Below are 18,061 nucleotides of genomic sequence, written 5' to 3' on the forward strand. Positions count from 1 at the left end.
GTCCGTGACGCGCTGGTCCGCCGCGGTGGTGAGGTCGGTCGCCGTCTGCCGGGCGCGGGCGGGATCCGGTGCGGGGTGGGTGACCGTCGGTGTGGCGTTGCGCTCGGCGGTGGCCAGCAGGTCCGTGGCGGTCGCGTGGGCGCGGCGGGCGGCGTCGACCCGCGCGTCGGCGGCCGCGCGGAGGGCGGTGGCGTCGCTCTGCGCTGTGCGCAGGTCGTTCTCGGCCCGGGAGACGGCGTCCGTGTCGAGTTCTGATCCGGGAAGTTCGGCCCAGCCCCGGAGGGTCGTCAGGGCGTCCTGGGCGGCGTCGACCAGGTTCTGGGCGCGGGCGTGGTCCTGCGCGGAGGTGCGCACGGCGGTGTCGAGGGCGGCGCTCGTCGTGTCGAAGCGGTCGGCCGCGGTGGTCAGGCCGAGCGCCGTGGCCCGGGCCGTGCGGGCGTCGGCCTCGGCGCCGAGGAGGACGGCGTCCGCCGCGTTGGCGGCGTCCAGCAGGGGGGCCAGCCGGCGGGCGGCGGCGTCGGCTCTCGTCCGCGCGGCCGTCAGGTCGGTCCCGGCGGCACGGAGGTCCTCGCGCAGGCGGAGGGCCGGGCGGCGCTTCTTCCAGTAGTTCTTGTCGGCCTCGGTCCAGGCCTTGCCGGCCCTGCCGGTCTCGTCCCACGCCTTGGAGACCTGGGCGGGGAAGTTGGTGTCGCTGATCAGGCCGAGCTCGCGGGCGACGTCGTCGCGCACCCAGGCCATCGCGTACGTCCGGGAGCCGACCGACTTCGGGCCGGGGCGGCGGATGCCGAAGGTGCCCGCGAGGAACCGGCCGAGGCGGGCGTCCTTGATGCCGCGGTGCACCTCGGCGACGCTCAGCCACTCGGTGGGGACGGCGAACAGGAAGCTGCGGCCGGTCTTCGGCTTGACGTTGACGGACGACACGTGGTCCTCGCCGACGGGGGTGCCGTCGGCGTCGCCCGTGTACGGGCCCGTACCGGACCCGCCGACCTGGTTGAGTCCGGTCGGCTCGGTACGGACCATGACGCCGGCGCCGAGCGCGGAGTCCTGGGTGTCCTCCTGCGAGACGGAGGTGCTCACGCCCTCGGCCGTCTCGCGCAGGACCTCCAGCTTGCTGCCGTCGGCGACGCTCAGCAGCACGGCGTCGGCGAAGTCGGGCCGGGCGTGCAGGGCGAGGTGGGCGGAGTCGGTGCCGACGGGGTTGCGGTGCGTCAGGCCCGGGACCTGGTAGCCGGTGGGGGCGAGCGCCTGGTCGTAGAACGTGGACAGGGCGGTGTTGCTGGTGCCGTCCTCCAGGGACTGCGCGGGCGCGTTGCCCGGCCGGGTCAGGGCCGTGGTGCGGGCGCGGTGCAGCAGCCTGTCGCGGTCGCCGTCGGTGGCGGTGCCGTCGTCGAGGGCGGCGAGGTCGATGCCGTACGCCTCGGCGATGGCGCGCTGGTTCGCCTCGTGGACCTGGTCGAGGCCGACGATGCGACGGACGTGGAAGCCGTTCTCCGGGAAGGTGAACGGGCGCCGCGTGCCGTCGCCGTACCGGACGTCCGGGCCGAGGAGTTCGGGGCGGTGGCCGGAGCGGGGCCGGGTGGCGAGGGTGAGGTCGGGCGGGGCGAGGCGCGGGTCGGCGGCGGGGCCGTCGGTGCCGGGGTCGGGGGCCATGAGGCTGAGCGGCACGTGCTCGACGAGGGTGCCGATGTCACCGGTCCGGGAGATGCGCTGCTTGCCGGTGAAGCGGCGCAGGGCGTCCCGCGTGGGCGAGGTCGTCTCGGTCCCGTCGGTGCTGTCGGGGCCGGTGGCGTCGTCGAACTCGAGGGTGAGGCGCAGCCGGTACGGCGTGGAGACCTCGGCGTGCGGTTCGGTGGACGCCGCCCGGTAGGTGGTGGAGCTGGAGACGGAGTGGCCCGCGGAGACGGCGCGGCGGGAGGTGCCGGTCTCGCTGTACGTGGGTCCGGCGGCGACCGCGCCGGTGGTGGCGCCGGTGCCGGTCTGCTCGCCGACCAGGATGCCGAGGTCGCTGCCCGAGCTGAACTCGGCGCCCTGCTGGACCGTCTCGACGGCGCGCCGGTTCTCCTCCCGCTCCATGCCGTGGTCGAGCATCTCGAAGGTGGGGGTGCCGGGGATCAGTTCGACGCGGATGCGGGCGCGGTGGCTGCCGACGCGGAAGCCGCCCCAGCCCCAGCCGCCGGACCGGGTGAGGGCGGAGGTGCCGGAGCCGGTGAGTTCCCGGTCCAGGGCGCGCAGCGCGCGGGAGGTCACCTGCAGCCGGATCTGTTCCCGGTCGCGGGCGTCCAGGCCGAGGCGGGCGACCTGCTCCTGGAAGGCGGCGAGCACCGTGGTCGGGTCGAGGGAGTTGACCGGGTAGGTGCCGAAGGAGTTGCCGCGCGTCCAGGGCTGCGGGGTCCAGCTGTCCCGGGTGTAGCGGGGGACGTCGCCGAGCCCGTCGTCGATCAGGCCGAGCCGGTGGGCGCTCTTCTCCGGGACGTGGGCCGTCCAGCCGCCGGGGACCTGGATGACGGAGCCCGCGGCGCCCGCGAAGTAGTCCGGTACGAGGGAGCGGCCCGCGGCGGCGGTGCCGAGCAGGCTGGAGGCCATGGCGGCCCAGTGCTCGACGTCGCCGGTGACCAGGACCTGGTGGCCGAAGCCCTTGAGGTTGAGGTCGGCGACGACGCTGCGGCTGACGGCCAGGTTCCGCGCGGAGCTCTCCGACCACGGGTTGAGGACGATGCCGTACGCGCCGATCGGGCCCGGTCCGGAGCCGTGCGGGCGGGTGTAGGTGAGCTGCCCGCCGAAGGAGTGGGTGGTGCTCCGGCCGAGCTTCCCGGCGGCCTGGCCGCCGCTGCCGAGCACCATCTCGGAGTCCATCGCGATGGACCCGGTGAGGGCCTGGAGGTTGGTGACGGCGGTGTGGTGCCGGAACGTCGCCCACAGGGTGGCGTACGGCGGCTTCGCCATGAGGCCGGCGACCCCGAGGCCGAGCGCCCCGGAGCTCTGGTCGAAGTTGGCGGTGGCGAACTGCGGCTGGAAGGCCCGCATGATCGCCTCGCGGGCGGGCGCGCCCTCCTCGGTCAGCTGCCAGGCGTTGCCGGAGGCCCGGCGCACCACGTCGGAGACGGCGTCGACGAGGGCCGGGGGCACGGCCACGCCGATGGTGAGGAAGGGGTGGTTCTGCAGGTCCTGGAAGAGCCGGCTGCCGCGCCCGTCCGCCCGGCCCTCCGGCCGGGACAGGTCGCCGGAGGCGAGCGCGAACGCCCGGCCGTGGGTCATGGGCGCGGTGTCCAGCGGACCGCGCAGGGCGGCGTACGGGTTGGCGGCGCCGGGCCGGTGCGGGTCCACGACGGGGGAGTGCCGGTCGGGGACGCTGAGCAGCACCTGGCCGGTGACCGGGCCGCCGCGCACCACGGCACCCTGGGAATCCGTGCCGATCAGGACGTCCTGCGGGCGGCGGAAGACGAACGGCTGGGTACCGAGCAGGCCCAGCGAGCCGACGCCGCGCAGCAGGCCGCGGAAGCGCCAGTGGCCGCCGTGGCTGACGGTGAGCGCCAGGTCGTAGCGGTAGAGGTGGGACGGCTTGGTGCTCACCGACATCGGCTCGTTGGTGACGTGGGCGCCGAAGCCGGACTCGTCGTCGTTCTGCGTGCCGGAGCGCCAGCCGAGGGAGAGGACCCCGGCGTTGTCGGGGGCGCCGACGGCCGGGTTCGTCAGGCTGTCCGGGTCGCGGAAGGCCAGCTGGGCGTCGAGGCCGCCGGCGAGGGCGCGCTTGCGGCTCTCCTGGCCGTCCAGCCGCTGACCGCCGGGGGCGCTGTGCCGGATCCTGAGGTCGTCCTGGCGGCCCTCGTAACGGCGGTTGGTCAGGTCGCCGTGGACCCAGATGTAGCGGTGGCCCTGCCCGAGGGTGCCGGGCTCGGTGAGCCGGATGCGGACGCCCGTGCTGATCAGGGCCTCCATGCCGCCGCCGAGGCCCTGGTGGGAGAGGGAGTTGAGGATCTCCAGGCTGTTGTTGACCGCCGTCTGGTAGGCGCCGGCGTCACTCCACCGGCGCCCCGGGGTGCGGGCGCCCGCGAACGGGCCGTCCGGCGTGAACATCGACCGGGCGCGGGACAGGACGCCGGACGAGCCGGGCGGGGCGAGCTGGTCCAGGGGCGCGACCAGCCCGGGGTACGCCTCGGCGACGGCGGACAGGACCGCGTCGGCGAAGGCGTCCGGCAGGGTGCGGCCCGGGGTGCCGGTGCCCCCCGTACCGTCGGTGCGCCGGCCGTCGGCGTGCGCGAACTCCTCGACGCGGTGCATGCCGAGGGTCGTCGGGTGGTCGGCGGTCAGCTGGGCGGGTGCGAACGGCGCGGGCAGCCCGTGCCGCTGCCGCAGCGTGGTCCCGTCGTCCCAGCCGGCGAGGCGGCGGGCCTCGGTACGGGTCATCCGGTCCACGCTCCACGTGTGGAAGCGCTGCGGCGGGGCGCTGGAGCCGCCCCGGCGCACGTAGACCGTCTTCTTCACCAGGTACAGGCCGGTGGGGCTGCCCTTGACCTGGCCGGCCGTGCGCAGGGAGCCGAAGCCGCCGAGGGCCGCCGAGCGGGACACCGCGAACAGGTACCGGAACGCGGGGCCGAACTGCAGCCGCAGGTTGAGGGTGCCGTTGCCGAGGTCGAAGAAGTTGAACGAAGGGCCGACCACACCGTCCAGCTGGAAGTTGACGCCCTTGGTGAGGCCGCGGTCGTTGCGGACCACGGAGGTGTTGATGTCGCGCAGTTCGGCCTGGGACGTCTCGCCGATGAGCCGGGCCTGCACCGGCACGACCCGTTCGACGACGAAGAAGCCGAGCGGGGACCGCTTGCGGTCGTCCGCGAACAGCGGCGCGGTGGCCAGCCGTCCCTGGCCGAGGAAACGGGCGTGCCGCTGGAAGGAGTCGCTGGAGAAGAAGGTGTCCAGCTCCTGGTAGGCGGTGCTGCCGGGCTTGACGCCGATCTCACCGGCCGCCCAGTCGCGGATCCGGGAGACCGGGCCGAACCCCTCGGTGCGCACCAGGCGGTACTGCGAGTCGTGGTCGAGCGGGATGGTGCGAGGGATCCGGCCGGGCGTGGACTGCTTGACCGCGCTGTCCGGCAGCCGCAGCATCAGGCCGTCGCGCAGGGCGAAGGAGCTGGTCACGGGGGACGGCGCGGGGTCCGGGACGACGGCGACCGTCCCGTCCGGGCCCGTGGCGGGCGGCGGCGGTGTGCCGACGTCGCGGCCGTCGGCGTCGGTGACCCGGAGCTCCAGGAACACGTCGTCCAGGTAGACCTTGGAGCCGTCGAGGGTCCGGGTCTCCATCTGGCTGACGGTCTGGTCGGTCTGCCCGTAGCCGGCCTTGGTGCTGACACCGCCGCGCGCCGTCAGCCGCCCGAAGCCGCCGAACGCGAGCGCGGAGGCCGGGCCCAGGAAGGGCCCGCCGAGTCCCACCTGGGTGGTGGACTGCACGTTCTTGCTCTGCCCGGACTGGAGGGCGGCCCGGTCCATGGTGTCGATCTTGGTCGGGTTGCCGTAGTCGTCGCCGAACCGCGACCAGTTGCCGTAATGGCGGGCGGTGATGTGCAGGACGCGGGTCTGCCCGTCGGCGCTGGTGTACGGGAACTGCCGGCCGCCGGTCAGGGTGCGGGGGCGGCGGGCGAGGGTCATCCGGACGTCGGCCAGCAGACCGGTGCCGGCCGGGGTGTCCCGGCCGGGGGTCCGCGGACGCAGCGACGTGTCGCCGCCGAGCAGGGTGCTGATCTCGGACAGCACCTGGGGGATGCCGCGCAGCGCCACGTCGCTCTGCCCGAACGTGCCCGGGTTCGCGAGGAGTTCGGCCATCAGGTCCGCGGGCACCGGGGGCAGCAGGGACTCGATGTCGTCGACGTACGCGGGCATACGGGTGCCGTCGTCGAACCGCGCCGGTTCCCGTCGCCCGGTGGGCGCGGCGGCGTCGTGGTCGAGGCGGGGCGGCCGGGTGCGGTCCAGGTGGGAGTTGATCCAGTGGCGCTCGCGGGGGGCCGGCGTGGGTGTGGTGGTGGAAGTGGTGGTGAGCGCGGTGGGCGGGGCGGGGACCTCCTCGACTTCACTGTCGTCGTCCTCGGACAGCGAATCGGTGTCCGAGGTGGAGCCCGACGCGCTGTCCGACGCGGCGTCGTCCTCGATCACCGCGGGAACCGGAGTCACGGAGCCGGGCGTGTGCGTCGTGTCGGACACGGTGACGAGGGGGGTGACGGGCGCGGGCGCCGGGTCCACCACCGTGGTGTCCGGCTGCCGGGGCGCGTGCGGTTCGGCGCCCAGGTGGACGTCGGACGACGTGACGGGGCGCCGCACGGCCGGCCCGCCGGGCTCGGGGGCGGGGCGCTGCGCGGGCGCCGCGTCGGAGAGGTCGCCGACGAGGGCGGAGAGCAGCGCGAGGTGACGGCCGCGCAGACCGCCCTGTTCGAGCCCGTCCGGGGCGGACCGGGTGTAGTCGCCCATCAGGCTGCCCGGGATGTCGGGCCGCTGGGGCGCGGCCGGGTCGCCGGCCCGTGCCTCGTCGCGGAGGCCGAGCTGGTGGCCGATCTCGTGGGCGTAGTCGAGGGGGTCGGCGTCGGCCCACCAGGCGGTGCGGGTCATCTGCTGGTCGCGGCCGACGAAGGTGACGTCGAGCGCGTCGGGGTCCGTGCCGGGCGGCACCTGTTCGACGGTGACGTGCAGCAGGTCGCCGTTGGCCAGTTGGTGGCCCGGGGCGTTGTAGTAGGTCTCGACCCCGGAGCGGACCTTGTCGAGGACGTCACCGGGCAGGCCGTCCGGGGACGAGGTGATCCGGACGGTGACGTCGGTGATCGTCCGGCCGTCGTACTCGAAACGGCGCGCGTCGAACTGCGACCGGACGGTGTACTGCGTCGTCTCTCCCGGCCGCGCCGGATCGGCGGGCGTGGAGACCGGGTCGACCCAGACGTGTGAACGGGACACCGGGGGCGCGGCGGCCCGCGCCGCCTCGAAACCGGGGTTGCCGGTCAGCTGTGCCGGTGCGGTGGGGACCGTGACCACGGGCGGCGCGGTCACCGGCGGGGCGGAGGAGGACGGCGCGTCGTCGTCCGTGGTGGTCTCGGACCGCGCGTCGTCGTTCACGTCCGTCACGTCCGTGGCGGACGACGTGTCGTTGGACACCGTGGTGACGGGCGGTGCGGTCACGGGCGACGTGGTCACGGGCGACGTGGTCGCGGACGGCACGTCGTCGGTCTCCGGGCGGACGTCGGCCTCCTGGCCGGGCACCTCGCCGTCCCTCTCCGTCTCCGCTTGCGCCTCCGGGACGGTCTGCTGCCCAGGGAGCCCCTTGCCCGGCTGGGAGGTGGGCGTCTGGCCGGGCGCGTCGAGGCCGGAACCGGAGGTCGTCGTGCGGGGCGTGGCGGCCGGCACGTCGGCCGGCTCGTTCTCCGGCTGCTCCCGCGCCGCGTCCTGATCGGACGAGTCGGGCAGGACGGTGCGTATCCCGTCGCCGTCCTGGGACCGGGGCGTGGCGCCGGTGCCGCGCGGCACGGTCGTGTCGACGCCGTCGGCGTCCCGGCCGGCCCGGTCGTCGTCGGCGACGGCCTCGGGCGTCGTCCGGACGTCGGTCTGAGCGGCGTTCCCGGGGGCCGTGCGCGGGCCGCCGACCGGGGCGTTGCCGGTGTTCGTGCCGGTGTTCGTGCCTGGGGGAGGGGTGTTGGCGCCCGGGGCGAGCGTCACGTCCCTGCCGCCGTCGACACCGCCGTCGCCACCGGTGAGGTTCGCGACGATGTCGTCGGCGCTCCAGGTGGTGTCGGTGGTGTCGCCGTAGAGGTCACCACGGGAGGGGGAGGCCGCGGGGCCCTTCGCGGTGAACGGCGAGGACACCGTCCCCGGATCGGTGTCGACCGTGGCGACGGGGGTGTACGGGGGAAGGGTGGTCGTCGAACCGAACGTGGTGTCGGAGCGGATCGAGTCGGTGTCCGAGTCGAACAGCGAGTCGTTGTCCAGGGACGACCGCTCCGAGTCGCTGCCGTAGCCGTCGCCGTCGAACTTCGTGGAGTCGAACGAGGACGGCGTCGGCGTCGGCGTCGGAATGTTAGCCACCGGAGTGCTCATCACCGGCGGCACGTTCGCCGGCGGCGGTGGGGTCGGCGTCGTGACCGGCGGCGTGGTCGTGGAGGTGTCGGCGGTGGTCGTCGGGAGCGGCGACGGCACGGTCGTCGGGACGGGCTTGGGGGTGGGCGTGGGGATCGGGCTCGGGGTGGGGTCGGCCCCCGTCCCGCCCTCCGGCCCGCCCCCGCCGCCGGAGCCGTCGAACCGCGTGCTGTCGTTGATGTCGCTGAAGTCGGTCCTGGTGTCGAAGAACTTGTTGTGCAGGTACAGGCCGCCGGCCCCGATGGCGCCGCCGAGGACCGTGTCGAACACCGAGCTGGTGCCGGAGCCGACGAACGTCTCCCACTTGAAGTCCCACTCGCCCTCGAAGGCGCCCGTGACGAGGTACTCACCGACGGACTCGCTGACCGCGCCGACGACGAACGCGCCGCCCAGCTCGCCGGCCCCGTTCACCGTGAAGTTCCACTTGGGGTGGTTCTTGACGAAGCTGTCGAAGTTGTCGAACTGGTTCTTGAACCACTTCCCGAGGTGATCGCCGCCGAACTGGAGGATCGACCCGAGCGCGCCGACGACCGCGCCGAACGCCGCCGCCTTGCCGACGTCCTTCCAGTCGATCCCGTCGGGCCTGCGGCCGCCGGGGTTGAGCGCGATCTGCGCGAGCCGCACCGCGAGGGTCTGGAACGCCTCCGTGAAGGCCTCGGTGAACGACGGGGCGAGGTGCGTCAGCCGCAGCAGCCGGTCCATGATGATGAGCACGGCCAGCCGGCTGCGGGCCCGGGCCAGCATCATCTGGGAGACGGAGGTGCCGCCGGTGAACACGGCCAGCGCCGCCAGGATGGCCAGCTCGATGAGGAGCATGACGATCTCGGCGATGATCTCCCACTTCGCCGCCTGGATCTTCATCGAGTGGTCGACCTGGCCCGAGGCGATGTCGTCGAGCTGGTCGATCATCCGGTGCAGGTGGTTGACGCCGCCGTCGTTGGTCAGCAGCGAAAGGCCACGGACGTACTGGTCGCCGACGTTCTTGGGCAGCGCGGTGGCGGCGTCGCCGATCGACTTGTTGATCTCGTCGCCCAGGTCCCGGATGCCGCGGCCGAAGTCCTGGTAGAGCCTCCTGCTTTCGTAGGCGAGGTTCTCCCTGGCCTCGATCGGCATCTCGCCGATGAGGATCCAGAGCATCTTCCTGACGTCCTCAGGAAAGTTGATCTCCTGCACCCGAAACTCCACTCACCATGAACCGCCCGCGGCGGCGTCGTCCGTGACGCGATCGGACGGCGCCCGCCTCCGGGACCCGGCCGGAGCGGCGGTCCGCGTCGGACACCGCCGCCCCGGCCGGGGTACTGCCTCGCTGTACTTCCCGCCGGTAACTGCCTACCGCATTCTGCCTCGTCGCCTCAGTGGCGCCCGCCGCCGGTGTCACCGTTGCCGTCGCCGGTGGCCTCCTCGGTCCGGCGTGAGTGCTCGCGGATCCGCTCCGTGGAGTCGGTGCGGGTGGACTCGATGTTCTCCAGCGCCGCGAGCGTCGCGCCCACCAGGTTGTCCAGGGCCTCGTACAGCGTGGCGCTGATGTCCAGGCAGTACGCGTTGTTCTCCTCGTACTGCGGGCGGGCCTTCTCGGCGTAGTCGTCCGTCCAGCCGGGCCACGGCGTGAAGTACCGCTCCTGGCGGGTGAAGTCCTCGCCCAGCTTGCGGGCCATCACCGGCAGCGTCTTCATGTGCTCGATGCTGCGCCGGAGGTTGTCGGTGTTCGACTCGTACACGCCGCTCATGCCCGGCCCCTTCCCCGTGTCCGTCCGTCGTCGTCCTCGTGGATCTCGTCGCGCAGCCGGCTCCCGCCGCGCCTGCCGTGGCCGCCGTCGGCCCCGTCGCCCAGGACCGGGCCGAAGATGCGCTCCCAGTCGACGTCGACGCCGCGCAGCTCCGGGACCTCCGCGCTGGGCTCGGTCAGCGGCGCGAAGGTGTCCATCACCTCGCGGGCCATCTGTGTGCGGGCCCGGTCGACCGCCTCCATCACGGAGGCGGACAGCTGGGCGGCGTTCATCGAACGGTACTTGTTGTCCAGGAACTTCACCCCGGTCAGCTCCCCGCCGGGGCCGACGGTGACCTCGACGGCCCGGTCCCGGGAGCGGACGCTCGCGGCGGAACTCCTGAGCCGTTCCTCCGCCCGCGCCACCGCGGCCTGCACGTTCTCCAGCTCGGCCATCGCCTTGGCGATGCGCTGCTCCATCGGCTCCGTCACGGTGCCTCCCTCCGCTGTGCTGTGGGGTTCATCGGCCGATCACGGCGGGCGCGCCGCCCTCGTCGGTGCCCCAGACGTCGTCGTCCTCCTGCGCCCAGACCTCGCGGGCGCGGTCGCCGCTCTGGGTCTGGGTCTGGCCCGGACCGCCGGGGGCGCCGGCCCCGCCCATGCCCATGGGCATGAAGGGGCTGGAGCCGGTGGTCGCGGAGGCGCGCGGGGAGGACACCCGCACGTCGTTCTCCTCCGTCACGGACCGGGCGGCGGCGCCCGCGCCGCGGCGGCCACCGCGGCCGTTCGTCACCTGCGCCTCGTCGATGACGTTGCGGACGCGCTCGCCCTGCGACTGGTTGCCGGCACCCGCGCCGCCCATGCCTCCCATGCCGCCCATCGGCATGCCGCCCATGGGCATGCCGCCGGTGCCACTCGCGTCCGTGCCGCCGTTCAGGTCGCGCAGGCCGAGGCCGCCGGGCAGCGAGGCGGTGTTCAGCGGAGTGCCGACACGCCCCGTGTTCCCGTCCGAGGCCTGGGCGGCGTACGGCGAGTCGTAGGGGGACTCGTCGTACAGCTCCTCCTCGTAGTCGCCGAAGCCGTAGGCCGGCGACGAGTAGGACGGGGAGGGCATCGAGTACGAGGAGGACGAGCCCGGTCCGGTGCCGGAGAGGGACGGCAGGTCGCCCAGGGAGCCGTTGAGGTTGCCCGACCGGACGGTGCCGTCGGGCAGCGTGGTCCTGCTGTTGCCGGTCTCCGGATCGACCTCGGTGACCGTGCCGTCGGGGAACTCGGTGACGATTCTGCCGTCCGAGTCGAGGTACGAGGTGCTGCCGTCCGGGTTGGTGAAGGGGTCGCCCGGGTTGAGCGGGCCCGTCTCGACCGTGCCGTCGGGCTGCGTGACCGTCGTCGTGCGCATCTCCGGGTCGATCTCCACCTTGGTGCCGTCCGGGTACTCCGTCACCTGCCGCCCGTTGTCGAGCGTGGTCTCGCTGCCGCCCGGGTTGGTCAGCGTGTCACCGGAGTAGGGCGAACCGATCCCGTCGATGCTGCCCACGATCGAGCTCAGGTCGCCGGCGTTGAGGTTGCCGGAGCTGACGGTGCCGTCGGGCTGGGTGGTCCTGCTGACCCCGGTGTCCGGGTCGACCTCGGTGACCGTGCCGTCCGGGTACTCCGTGACGATGTTGCCGTCCTCGTCGAGGTACGAGGTGCTGCCGTCGGGGTTGGGCAGCACGTCCCCGCGGTTCAGCGGGCCCGTCTCGACCGTGCCGTCGGGCCGGGTGATCGTCGCCTCGCCCGTCCTCGGGTCGATCTCCACCTTGCTGCCGTCCGGGTACTCCGTGACCAGCCGCCCGTCGTCGAGCGTGGTCTCGCTGCCGCCGGGATTGGTCAGCATGTCGTCGGTGTACGGGCTCGACCCGAGCTGATCGCGGATCGATCCCAGGCCGCCGTCGTTCAGTCCACCGGAGTCCACGACACCACCCGGCAGGTTGCTGTCGTTCAGGCCGCCGGAGCCCACCACGCCACCCGGGTTGAGGATGTCCTCGATGCTCGGGAGGTTGCCGCCGCCCGGGTTGAGCTGCCCACCGGCCTGCTGGAACGCCTGCTCCTGGCGGGCGATCGCCTCTTCCTGCTTCTGCCGCGCCTCGTCCTCCGCGGCCTGCCGCTCCGCCTCCCGCTTCTCCTGCTCGGTCAGCAACTGCTCCTGGCGCAGTTCCTGCTCGGTCTGGAGCTTGCGCTGCTCCTCCTGGGCCTGGGCCTGCCGCTCCTCGGCCTCCTTCTCCGCCTCCGCCTGCTTGGCCTCGGCCTCCTGCTCCTTGCGCTCCTGCTCGGCCTCCGCCTCCTGCTGCTTCTGCTCGGCCTCCTTCTCCTTGGCCTCCTGCTCGGCCTCCAGCTCGGCCTGCTTCGCCTCGGCCTCGGCCTCGGCCTCCTTGCGCTGCCGCTCCTGCTCCTTGCGGGCGGCGTCCTGGTCCGCGCGGCTCTGGTTGAACTGGCTTATCGACATCTGCTCCGCGCGAGCCTGGGCCTCCTCCTGCTTCTTCTGCGCCTCCTCCTGCTTGGCTTCCTGTTCGGCGCGCAGCTGTTCGGCCTTGGTCTCCGCCTCTTGCTGCTTCTGCTCGGCCTCCTGTTCCTTGCGTTCCTGCTCGGCCTTGGCCTCCTGTTCCTTCTGCTCCTGCTTGGCCTCCATCTCGGCCTGCTTCTGCTCGGCCTCCTTCTCCTTCTCCGCCTGCTTGGCCTCGGCCTCCTTCTCCTTGCGTTCCTGCTCGGCCTTGGCCTCGGCCTCCTTGGCCTCCTGCTCCGCCCGGAGCCGGGCCTCCTTCTCCTCGGCCTCCTTCTCCTTCTGCGCCTGCTTCTCCTCCGCCTCCCTCTCCTTGCGCTCCTGCTCGGCCTTGGCGGCGGCCTCCTTCTCCTCGGCCTCCTTCTCCTTGCGCTCCTGCTCGGCCTTGGCCTCCTCGGCCTGCTGCTTCTGCCAGGCCATGAACTCGTCCTGCTTGCGCTGCGCCTCCGCCGCGGCCTCCTCGGCCTCCTTCTCCTTCCGCTCGGCCTCCTCCTTCTCCAGCTCGGACTTGTCCTCCTGGTAGGAGCTGGTGAGGCTGTCCTCGCCGCGGGTGCGGATCGAGCCGAGGTCGAAGTTCTTGGAGCTCCAGGCCCTCGAGATGGAGTCGAGCGCCTCGTTGGCGGGGCCCTCGAGGTCCTTGATGATGGAGGCCTGCCAGTTCTGGACGGCCCGTTCGCCCACGGCCTTCCAGGTGCTCAGGTCGTCCAGCTGACCGAAGTTGTCGGACTTGCCGTGCCGGGTGGCCGTCTGGCTGAAGTTGGCATCGGCGTGGTACGTCGTGTAGTAGCTCCCGTAGGCGCCACCGCTGTAGTTCACCTTGTAGGAGATCTGCGTGATGTTGTTCTCCCACACGTGGTCGGTGATCTCCACGAGCAGGTCGTTCAGGAAGGTCAGCGGGTTGCCCTTGAGCAGCTCCCAGGTCGCCCACTCGGACCACAGGTCGTAGGCGGCGGTGCGGAACGCACTGCGGGCGTCGCGGATCTCGTTGCCCTGCTTCGACTTGCCGCCCTCGGCGCCCAGGTCCTTGGCGTAGCCCTCGTACTGCCGGTTGAGGGTGTCGATCAGGTGCCAGAAGACGCCGGCCGCCTGGCCCCGCCAGGCGTCGTGCTGCTCGGTGCCCACGCGGCGCTGCCATTCGGCGATGGTCTGCTGCCGCTCCTGGAAGAACTGGGCGACCCGGTCGAAGGCCCCCGCCGTGAGGTCGAAGGACTTCAGGGAGACGGCCGCCTCCTCCAGGACGTTCACGCCGTTCCACGAGAAGCCGTGGCTGCCGGAGTCGTAGTTGTTGAGCACCGCCTCCAGCGCCCGGCCGGTGCCGTAGGCGTACTGGGTGACCGGGCCGGTGGTCCAGACGGCCTTGTCGCCGCTCAGGCCCAGGTGGTTGTCGTACTGGCTCTTGAACTCGCCGCCCTCGACGACACCGCCCTTCGGGCCGTCGCTGCCCTTGTGGCCGAGCATGGTGATGCGGGCCTTGTACATCGAGACCTGGTCACCCGAGCCCGGGTCGTCCCCGCCCGTCTTGTAGAAGGGGATGACGAAATCGGTGTTGTTGATGTCGTAACCGGCGTTGTCGATACGCCATTGGAAGTCGTCGGGATCGACGTAGTCGACGCTGCCCTGCTTGCTGATCTCCACCTTCATCTGCGGGATGCCCTCGTTGCCCAGCAGACTGTCGAAGAGCGTGTGCCGGTCCGGCGCCTTGTAACCGGTGAGCAGGTGGATCGCCTTGTTCCACGCGTCGTTGTCCGACGTGAGCGGCTTGACGTTCGAGTCGTCGTACATCGGTGTGGGCATGATCAGGGCTCCGTAGACAGGCGAGGGGGGCGGAGGTCGGGGCGGGCGGCGGACGGGGGCGGCTGGTCCTAGTCCTCCTCGTCGCTGCTGCCGCTGCCGCCCAGGGAGTCGTCGACGTCCTCGAAGATGTCGAGCAGCTTGTCGCCGTCGATCTTGGCGAGGTTGTCGCCCTGGGTCTTGAACAGCTTGTCGATGCTGGTGGCCAGGTTGTCCTCGATGTCCTCGAAGAGGACCTTCTGGTGCTCCAGGATCGTGTCGATCGCCTCCATCAGCTCCCTGATGGCTTCGACGAGCGTCTTGCCGTTCGTCCGGCCGTCGCTGGACAGGCCGCCGATGATCAGGGGGATCTGGTTCTCCACCGAGCCGGTCAGCCACTCCTCGGGAGCCGCGCCGCCCGGCATCAGGTTCGCCAGCGCGGGCACGACCTCCCCGCTCGCGTCGACACCGTCGTCCAGGATCTTCTTCAGCTCGTTGCGGAAGTTGAGGATGTCGTGGTTGAGGAAGTTCTCCAACCAGGCCTTGTCGAGGTTGACCGTCGTGCTGTCCGCCATGTCCTTCTCCTGCTGGGGCTGTCGCTACCGGGGCGCCGGGCGGCCGGCCCACCGTGGGTCGCGGCGGACCGACGCCCGGGGTCGAGCATGGGGTCGGCGCGGCTCAGCGGCCGACGCGGACCTCGCTCCACAGCTGGGTGAGGGACTTCTCGCTGTACTGGTAGTTGTCGGAGACGTCCGTCAGCAGCCGGGAGTGGTTCTCCAGCAGGTTCTTCATCGCCTCGACGGCGTTGTTCCAGGCGGCCTGCTTCTCGCTGTAGACCTCGCGGTCGTCACCTTCCCAGGACTGCTTCAGCGCCTGGAGTTCGGCGTCCAGGTTGGTCAGGATGCTGGCGATCGCCCGGGTCTGCTGGATCATGTCGTCCGCCGCGTTGGTCATGTGGCGGTAGTCGACGTAGATCTGTCCGTCGGTGAAGTCACTCATAAGAGCCTCGTCTTGTCGCGGGGTGGGGAAGTGTGGGACGGGCGGCAGCGGCGCTCCGGCTCCGGGCCGGAACACCGTCCGGGATCAGCCGCTCAGCGCGTCGAAGATGCTCTGCGACTGGGTGTACGCGCTGTTGATTGACTCGTTGTTGGAGCCCTGGGTCAGGCCCTGGACCCGGAGGGTCTCGTTGAGGGTCTCCACCATGTCCCGCAGGTTCTTGGAGATGACCTCGGCCTGGTCGTCCCACAGCTTCAGCAGGTCCTGGAAGGCCTTGCCGTCCGAGCCCTTGAGCCCGGAGGACAGGTTGAACTTCATGTTCTCGACATCCTGGCGGCAGTTCTGCACGCCGGTGAAGGCCGACTCCAGGGCCTGGATGCCATTCCGGGTCGCCTGCTCCTCTGACTGCTGGAAGCCTGACATGTACCGCACCTCCTGTGATTGCGCCGCCTGACCCCGGCACCTGGCCGGCCTGCGGCCGGACGCGGACGGCGGCCATCCGCAGAGCAGGGGAACCGTTCCTTCGCTCGGAGCAGTTGATCAGACCTTAGCGAAAGTGACCGCAGTACAGTCGCACACCATTTCTACAACTTCCGTTTCATGAGCTTTCTTTGAGGTAGCTTCACGTTCCGGTAACCACTTTTTTCCTGATCGACGCAGCGTTACCGCCGGATCATCCCGCCGCGTCCGACCCGTCCGCTTTGCCTTCCGCATCGCTCTTCGCGCCGGTTTCGGACGTGGTCGCGCAGGACGCGCCCGTCGTCCTGGCCCGTCCGGCCGTGGCCGCCTGCGTGCCGAGGTCCGGACCGGTCGGCAGCATGGACAGCAGCGGCGACGGGAGCCCCCGGGCCTGTCCGGCGCTGTAGCCGAGTGCGGTCAGGGACTCCTCGTCGGCGATCCGGTACTTCATGCCGCCGTCGGTCACGAGGTAGACCGTGTCGCCGACGGCCCCGCCGCCCGCGCCCAGGGCGTGCACCAGCGCGCCGCCGCCCGCCCGTACGGTGATCCGGTCGACCGGTACGCAGGCGGGCGTCAGCTCCTCCGGCGTGGGCTGTGCGGCCGGGCCGAGCCCCGACTGCGCGGACACGGCGACGCTGACCCGGGTGCCCGAGCCACCGCTCTCGATCCGCGCACAGGCGATCTGCCCGGACTCCAGCACCACGGCCTTGGGCGGCACGTCGGGCAGGGCCCCGCGTTCCGTCCCCGCGCCGTCCGCCGTACGGCCCTCCAGCGCGTCCGCGCCCAGCTGCACCGCGGTGGGGGCCTGCTCGCCGTACGCCTTCTCGCGGGTGTCCGGGTCGCCGAGCACCAGGGCCGCGACGGTCGCGGTGAGGGGGACGAGGCCCTCCTCGCGCAGCAGGTAGTAGCGGGCGTCCGAGCCGGGCGCCGTCACCTGGAAGACCTGGCCGATCCGGGTCTCCTGGCCGCCGAGCTCCGGGCCCTGCTCGCCACGCCCCGGCACGGCCGGCGGGGACAGGTCCGGACCCGCCGGCAGGGAGTTCAGGAACGCCGACGACACCCCCACCCGCGGGGTGCTGTCGTAGCCGAGGGAGCGCGAGGCACCGCGTTCGTCGTCCAGGCGCAGCCGGGTGCCCCGCCACACCAGGTAGTCGGCCTCGTCCGGGCCGGTGACCACCAGGGCCTGCGCGGCGCCCAGGCCCGTGCCGTCGGTGGACGCGCCCACGGCGAGGACCGTGCTGGTCCTGCCCGACTCGGTGGTGGAGCAGACCTGCCACGGCCCGGTGTCGAGGTCGCCGGCGGCGGGCAGCGCGTCGGGAGCCCCGGGGATGCCCACCGGCGCCCCGTGCGCGACGCCCGCCAGGGAGCCGGCGCCGACCGAGGCGACCTTCATGTCGGCGCCGGCCAGCAGGCGCGCGGAGGCGTAGTTGCGCACCGGCCGCAGACGGCCGTCCAGGTAGAGGGAGCGGGACCCGGTGTCCTTGTTGACGACGACGGTGCCCGCCTCCCGCCAGGAGTCCTTGGTGCCGGGCTTGAACAGGCCCAGCACGAAGGCGCCGGCCGACACCAGCACGGCGATCACCACACCGATGGCGACGCCCCGGTTGGTCCTGCCCTGCGGGCTCTCCGGGGCGTCCGGATCACTGCGCAGCATGGCGGAGGTGAGCCGCCCCATGACGAACATGTGGGCCTGGACCTGGTCACGTTTGTTCTGCACCGCGGCCTCCCTCAGCCGTTGAGGGACCGCAGGGCCCCGTAGACACCGAGCACCCACAGCACCAGCGGCAGCAGGGCGATGGCCGTCGCCGAGTGCAGCAGTTCGGCTCCGCGGCCCCAGTACGGCACGATCCGGCGGCCGGGCACGGTCCAGGAGGCGATGGCGATCCCGGCCGTCAGGGCGAGCAGCCCGACAACGGTGAGCAGCCGCCCGAGCGAGCCGGCGGCGTGCGCCTGGGAGAACACCAGCAGGGCCAGGCCCCAGGTGCCGGGCACCACCAGGGACAGCCGCTGCCAGACGTTGCCCAGTCCCCGGGAGTGCAGGAGCAGCAGCAGGGTCAGCGCCAGGGTCGTGAACACCTCGGCCAGTCCGGGGAGGCGGGCCAGGACGGTCAGGCAGCCGAGGCAGACCAGGCCGACCGCCGCGTACAGCGCGCTCATCCAGCCGTCCGCCAGCACCGAGCGGCTCGCCACGACATCGGTGGGATGCGGTTCGATGCCCTCCTGCAGTTGCTGGGCGTTGGTCGGCAGCGGGGGCATGCGCAGCCCGGCCATCCGGAAGGAGAGGCTGGGCACGAAGGCGCCGAGGATCACGGCGAGCAGCGCGGTGATGCCGGCCACCTCATGGGCCGAGAGGCCGGCGGCGAGCATCACGGCGGCGGCCAGCGCGCCGAAGGCGGCGACCACGGCGGGCGCGAGGAACAGGGCGGCGTACGCGGCCACCACGGCCAGCGCGAGCACCGCTCCGCCCGCCCCGGCGGCGGCCGCGGCGA

At 72.3% G+C, this 18,061-nt stretch carries 8 protein-coding genes and 1 pseudogene; all 9 read right to left on the bottom strand.

Going from position 1 to position 18,061, the window contains the following annotated elements; translation table 11 throughout:
• A pseudogene (locus tag UW392_RS09155) lies at positions 1 to 9,240 on the bottom strand (hypothetical protein); the annotation flags it as partial.
• 215 nt (positions 9,241 to 9,455) lie between these two features.
• Positions 9,456 to 9,830, bottom strand: coding sequence for a hypothetical protein (locus tag UW392_RS09160; protein WP_320774397.1), 375 nt, complete (start codon positions 9,828 to 9,830; stop codon positions 9,456 to 9,458).
• Positions 9,827 to 10,288 carry a YbaB/EbfC family nucleoid-associated protein gene (locus UW392_RS09165; RefSeq protein ID WP_414495825.1) on the bottom strand — a complete coding sequence of 154 codons (462 nt, stop codon included), beginning with the start codon at positions 10,286 to 10,288 and terminating at the stop codon, positions 9,827 to 9,829. Before UW392_RS09165 ends, UW392_RS09160 begins: the two co-directional genes overlap by 4 nt.
• A gap of 40 nt (positions 10,289 to 10,328) precedes the next feature.
• Complete coding sequence (locus tag UW392_RS09170; RefSeq protein WP_320774399.1) at positions 10,329 to 14,141, bottom strand: AAWKG family protein; 3,813 nt, start codon at positions 14,139 to 14,141, stop codon at positions 10,329 to 10,331.
• Between the two features lie 68 nt (positions 14,142 to 14,209).
• Positions 14,210 to 14,692 (bottom strand): type VII secretion system-associated protein, encoded by a 483-nt coding sequence (locus UW392_RS09175; RefSeq protein ID WP_320774400.1) that lies wholly within the window; start codon positions 14,690 to 14,692, stop codon positions 14,210 to 14,212.
• A gap of 103 nt (positions 14,693 to 14,795) precedes the next feature.
• On the bottom strand, positions 14,796 to 15,116 hold the full coding sequence (locus tag UW392_RS09180; protein ID WP_320774401.1) for a WXG100 family type VII secretion target: 321 nt from the start codon (positions 15,114 to 15,116) through the stop codon (positions 14,796 to 14,798).
• 84 nt (positions 15,117 to 15,200) lie between these two features.
• Positions 15,201 to 15,536, bottom strand: coding sequence for a hypothetical protein (locus UW392_RS09185; RefSeq protein WP_320774402.1), 336 nt, complete (start codon positions 15,534 to 15,536; stop codon positions 15,201 to 15,203).
• 250 nt (positions 15,537 to 15,786) lie between these two features.
• The gene (gene eccB, locus UW392_RS09190; RefSeq protein ID WP_320774403.1) at positions 15,787 to 17,289 is read right to left on the bottom strand and encodes a type VII secretion protein EccB; all 1,503 of its coding nucleotides are present in this window, start codon (positions 17,287 to 17,289) and stop codon (positions 15,787 to 15,789) included.
• An 11-nt stretch (positions 17,290 to 17,300) separates the two neighbouring features.
• A partial coding sequence (gene eccD, locus UW392_RS09195) for a type VII secretion integral membrane protein EccD (RefSeq protein ID WP_320774404.1) occupies positions 17,301 to 18,061 on the bottom strand: 761 nt, incomplete at its 5' end.

Source organism: Streptomyces sp. CRN 30, assembly GCF_034105845.1.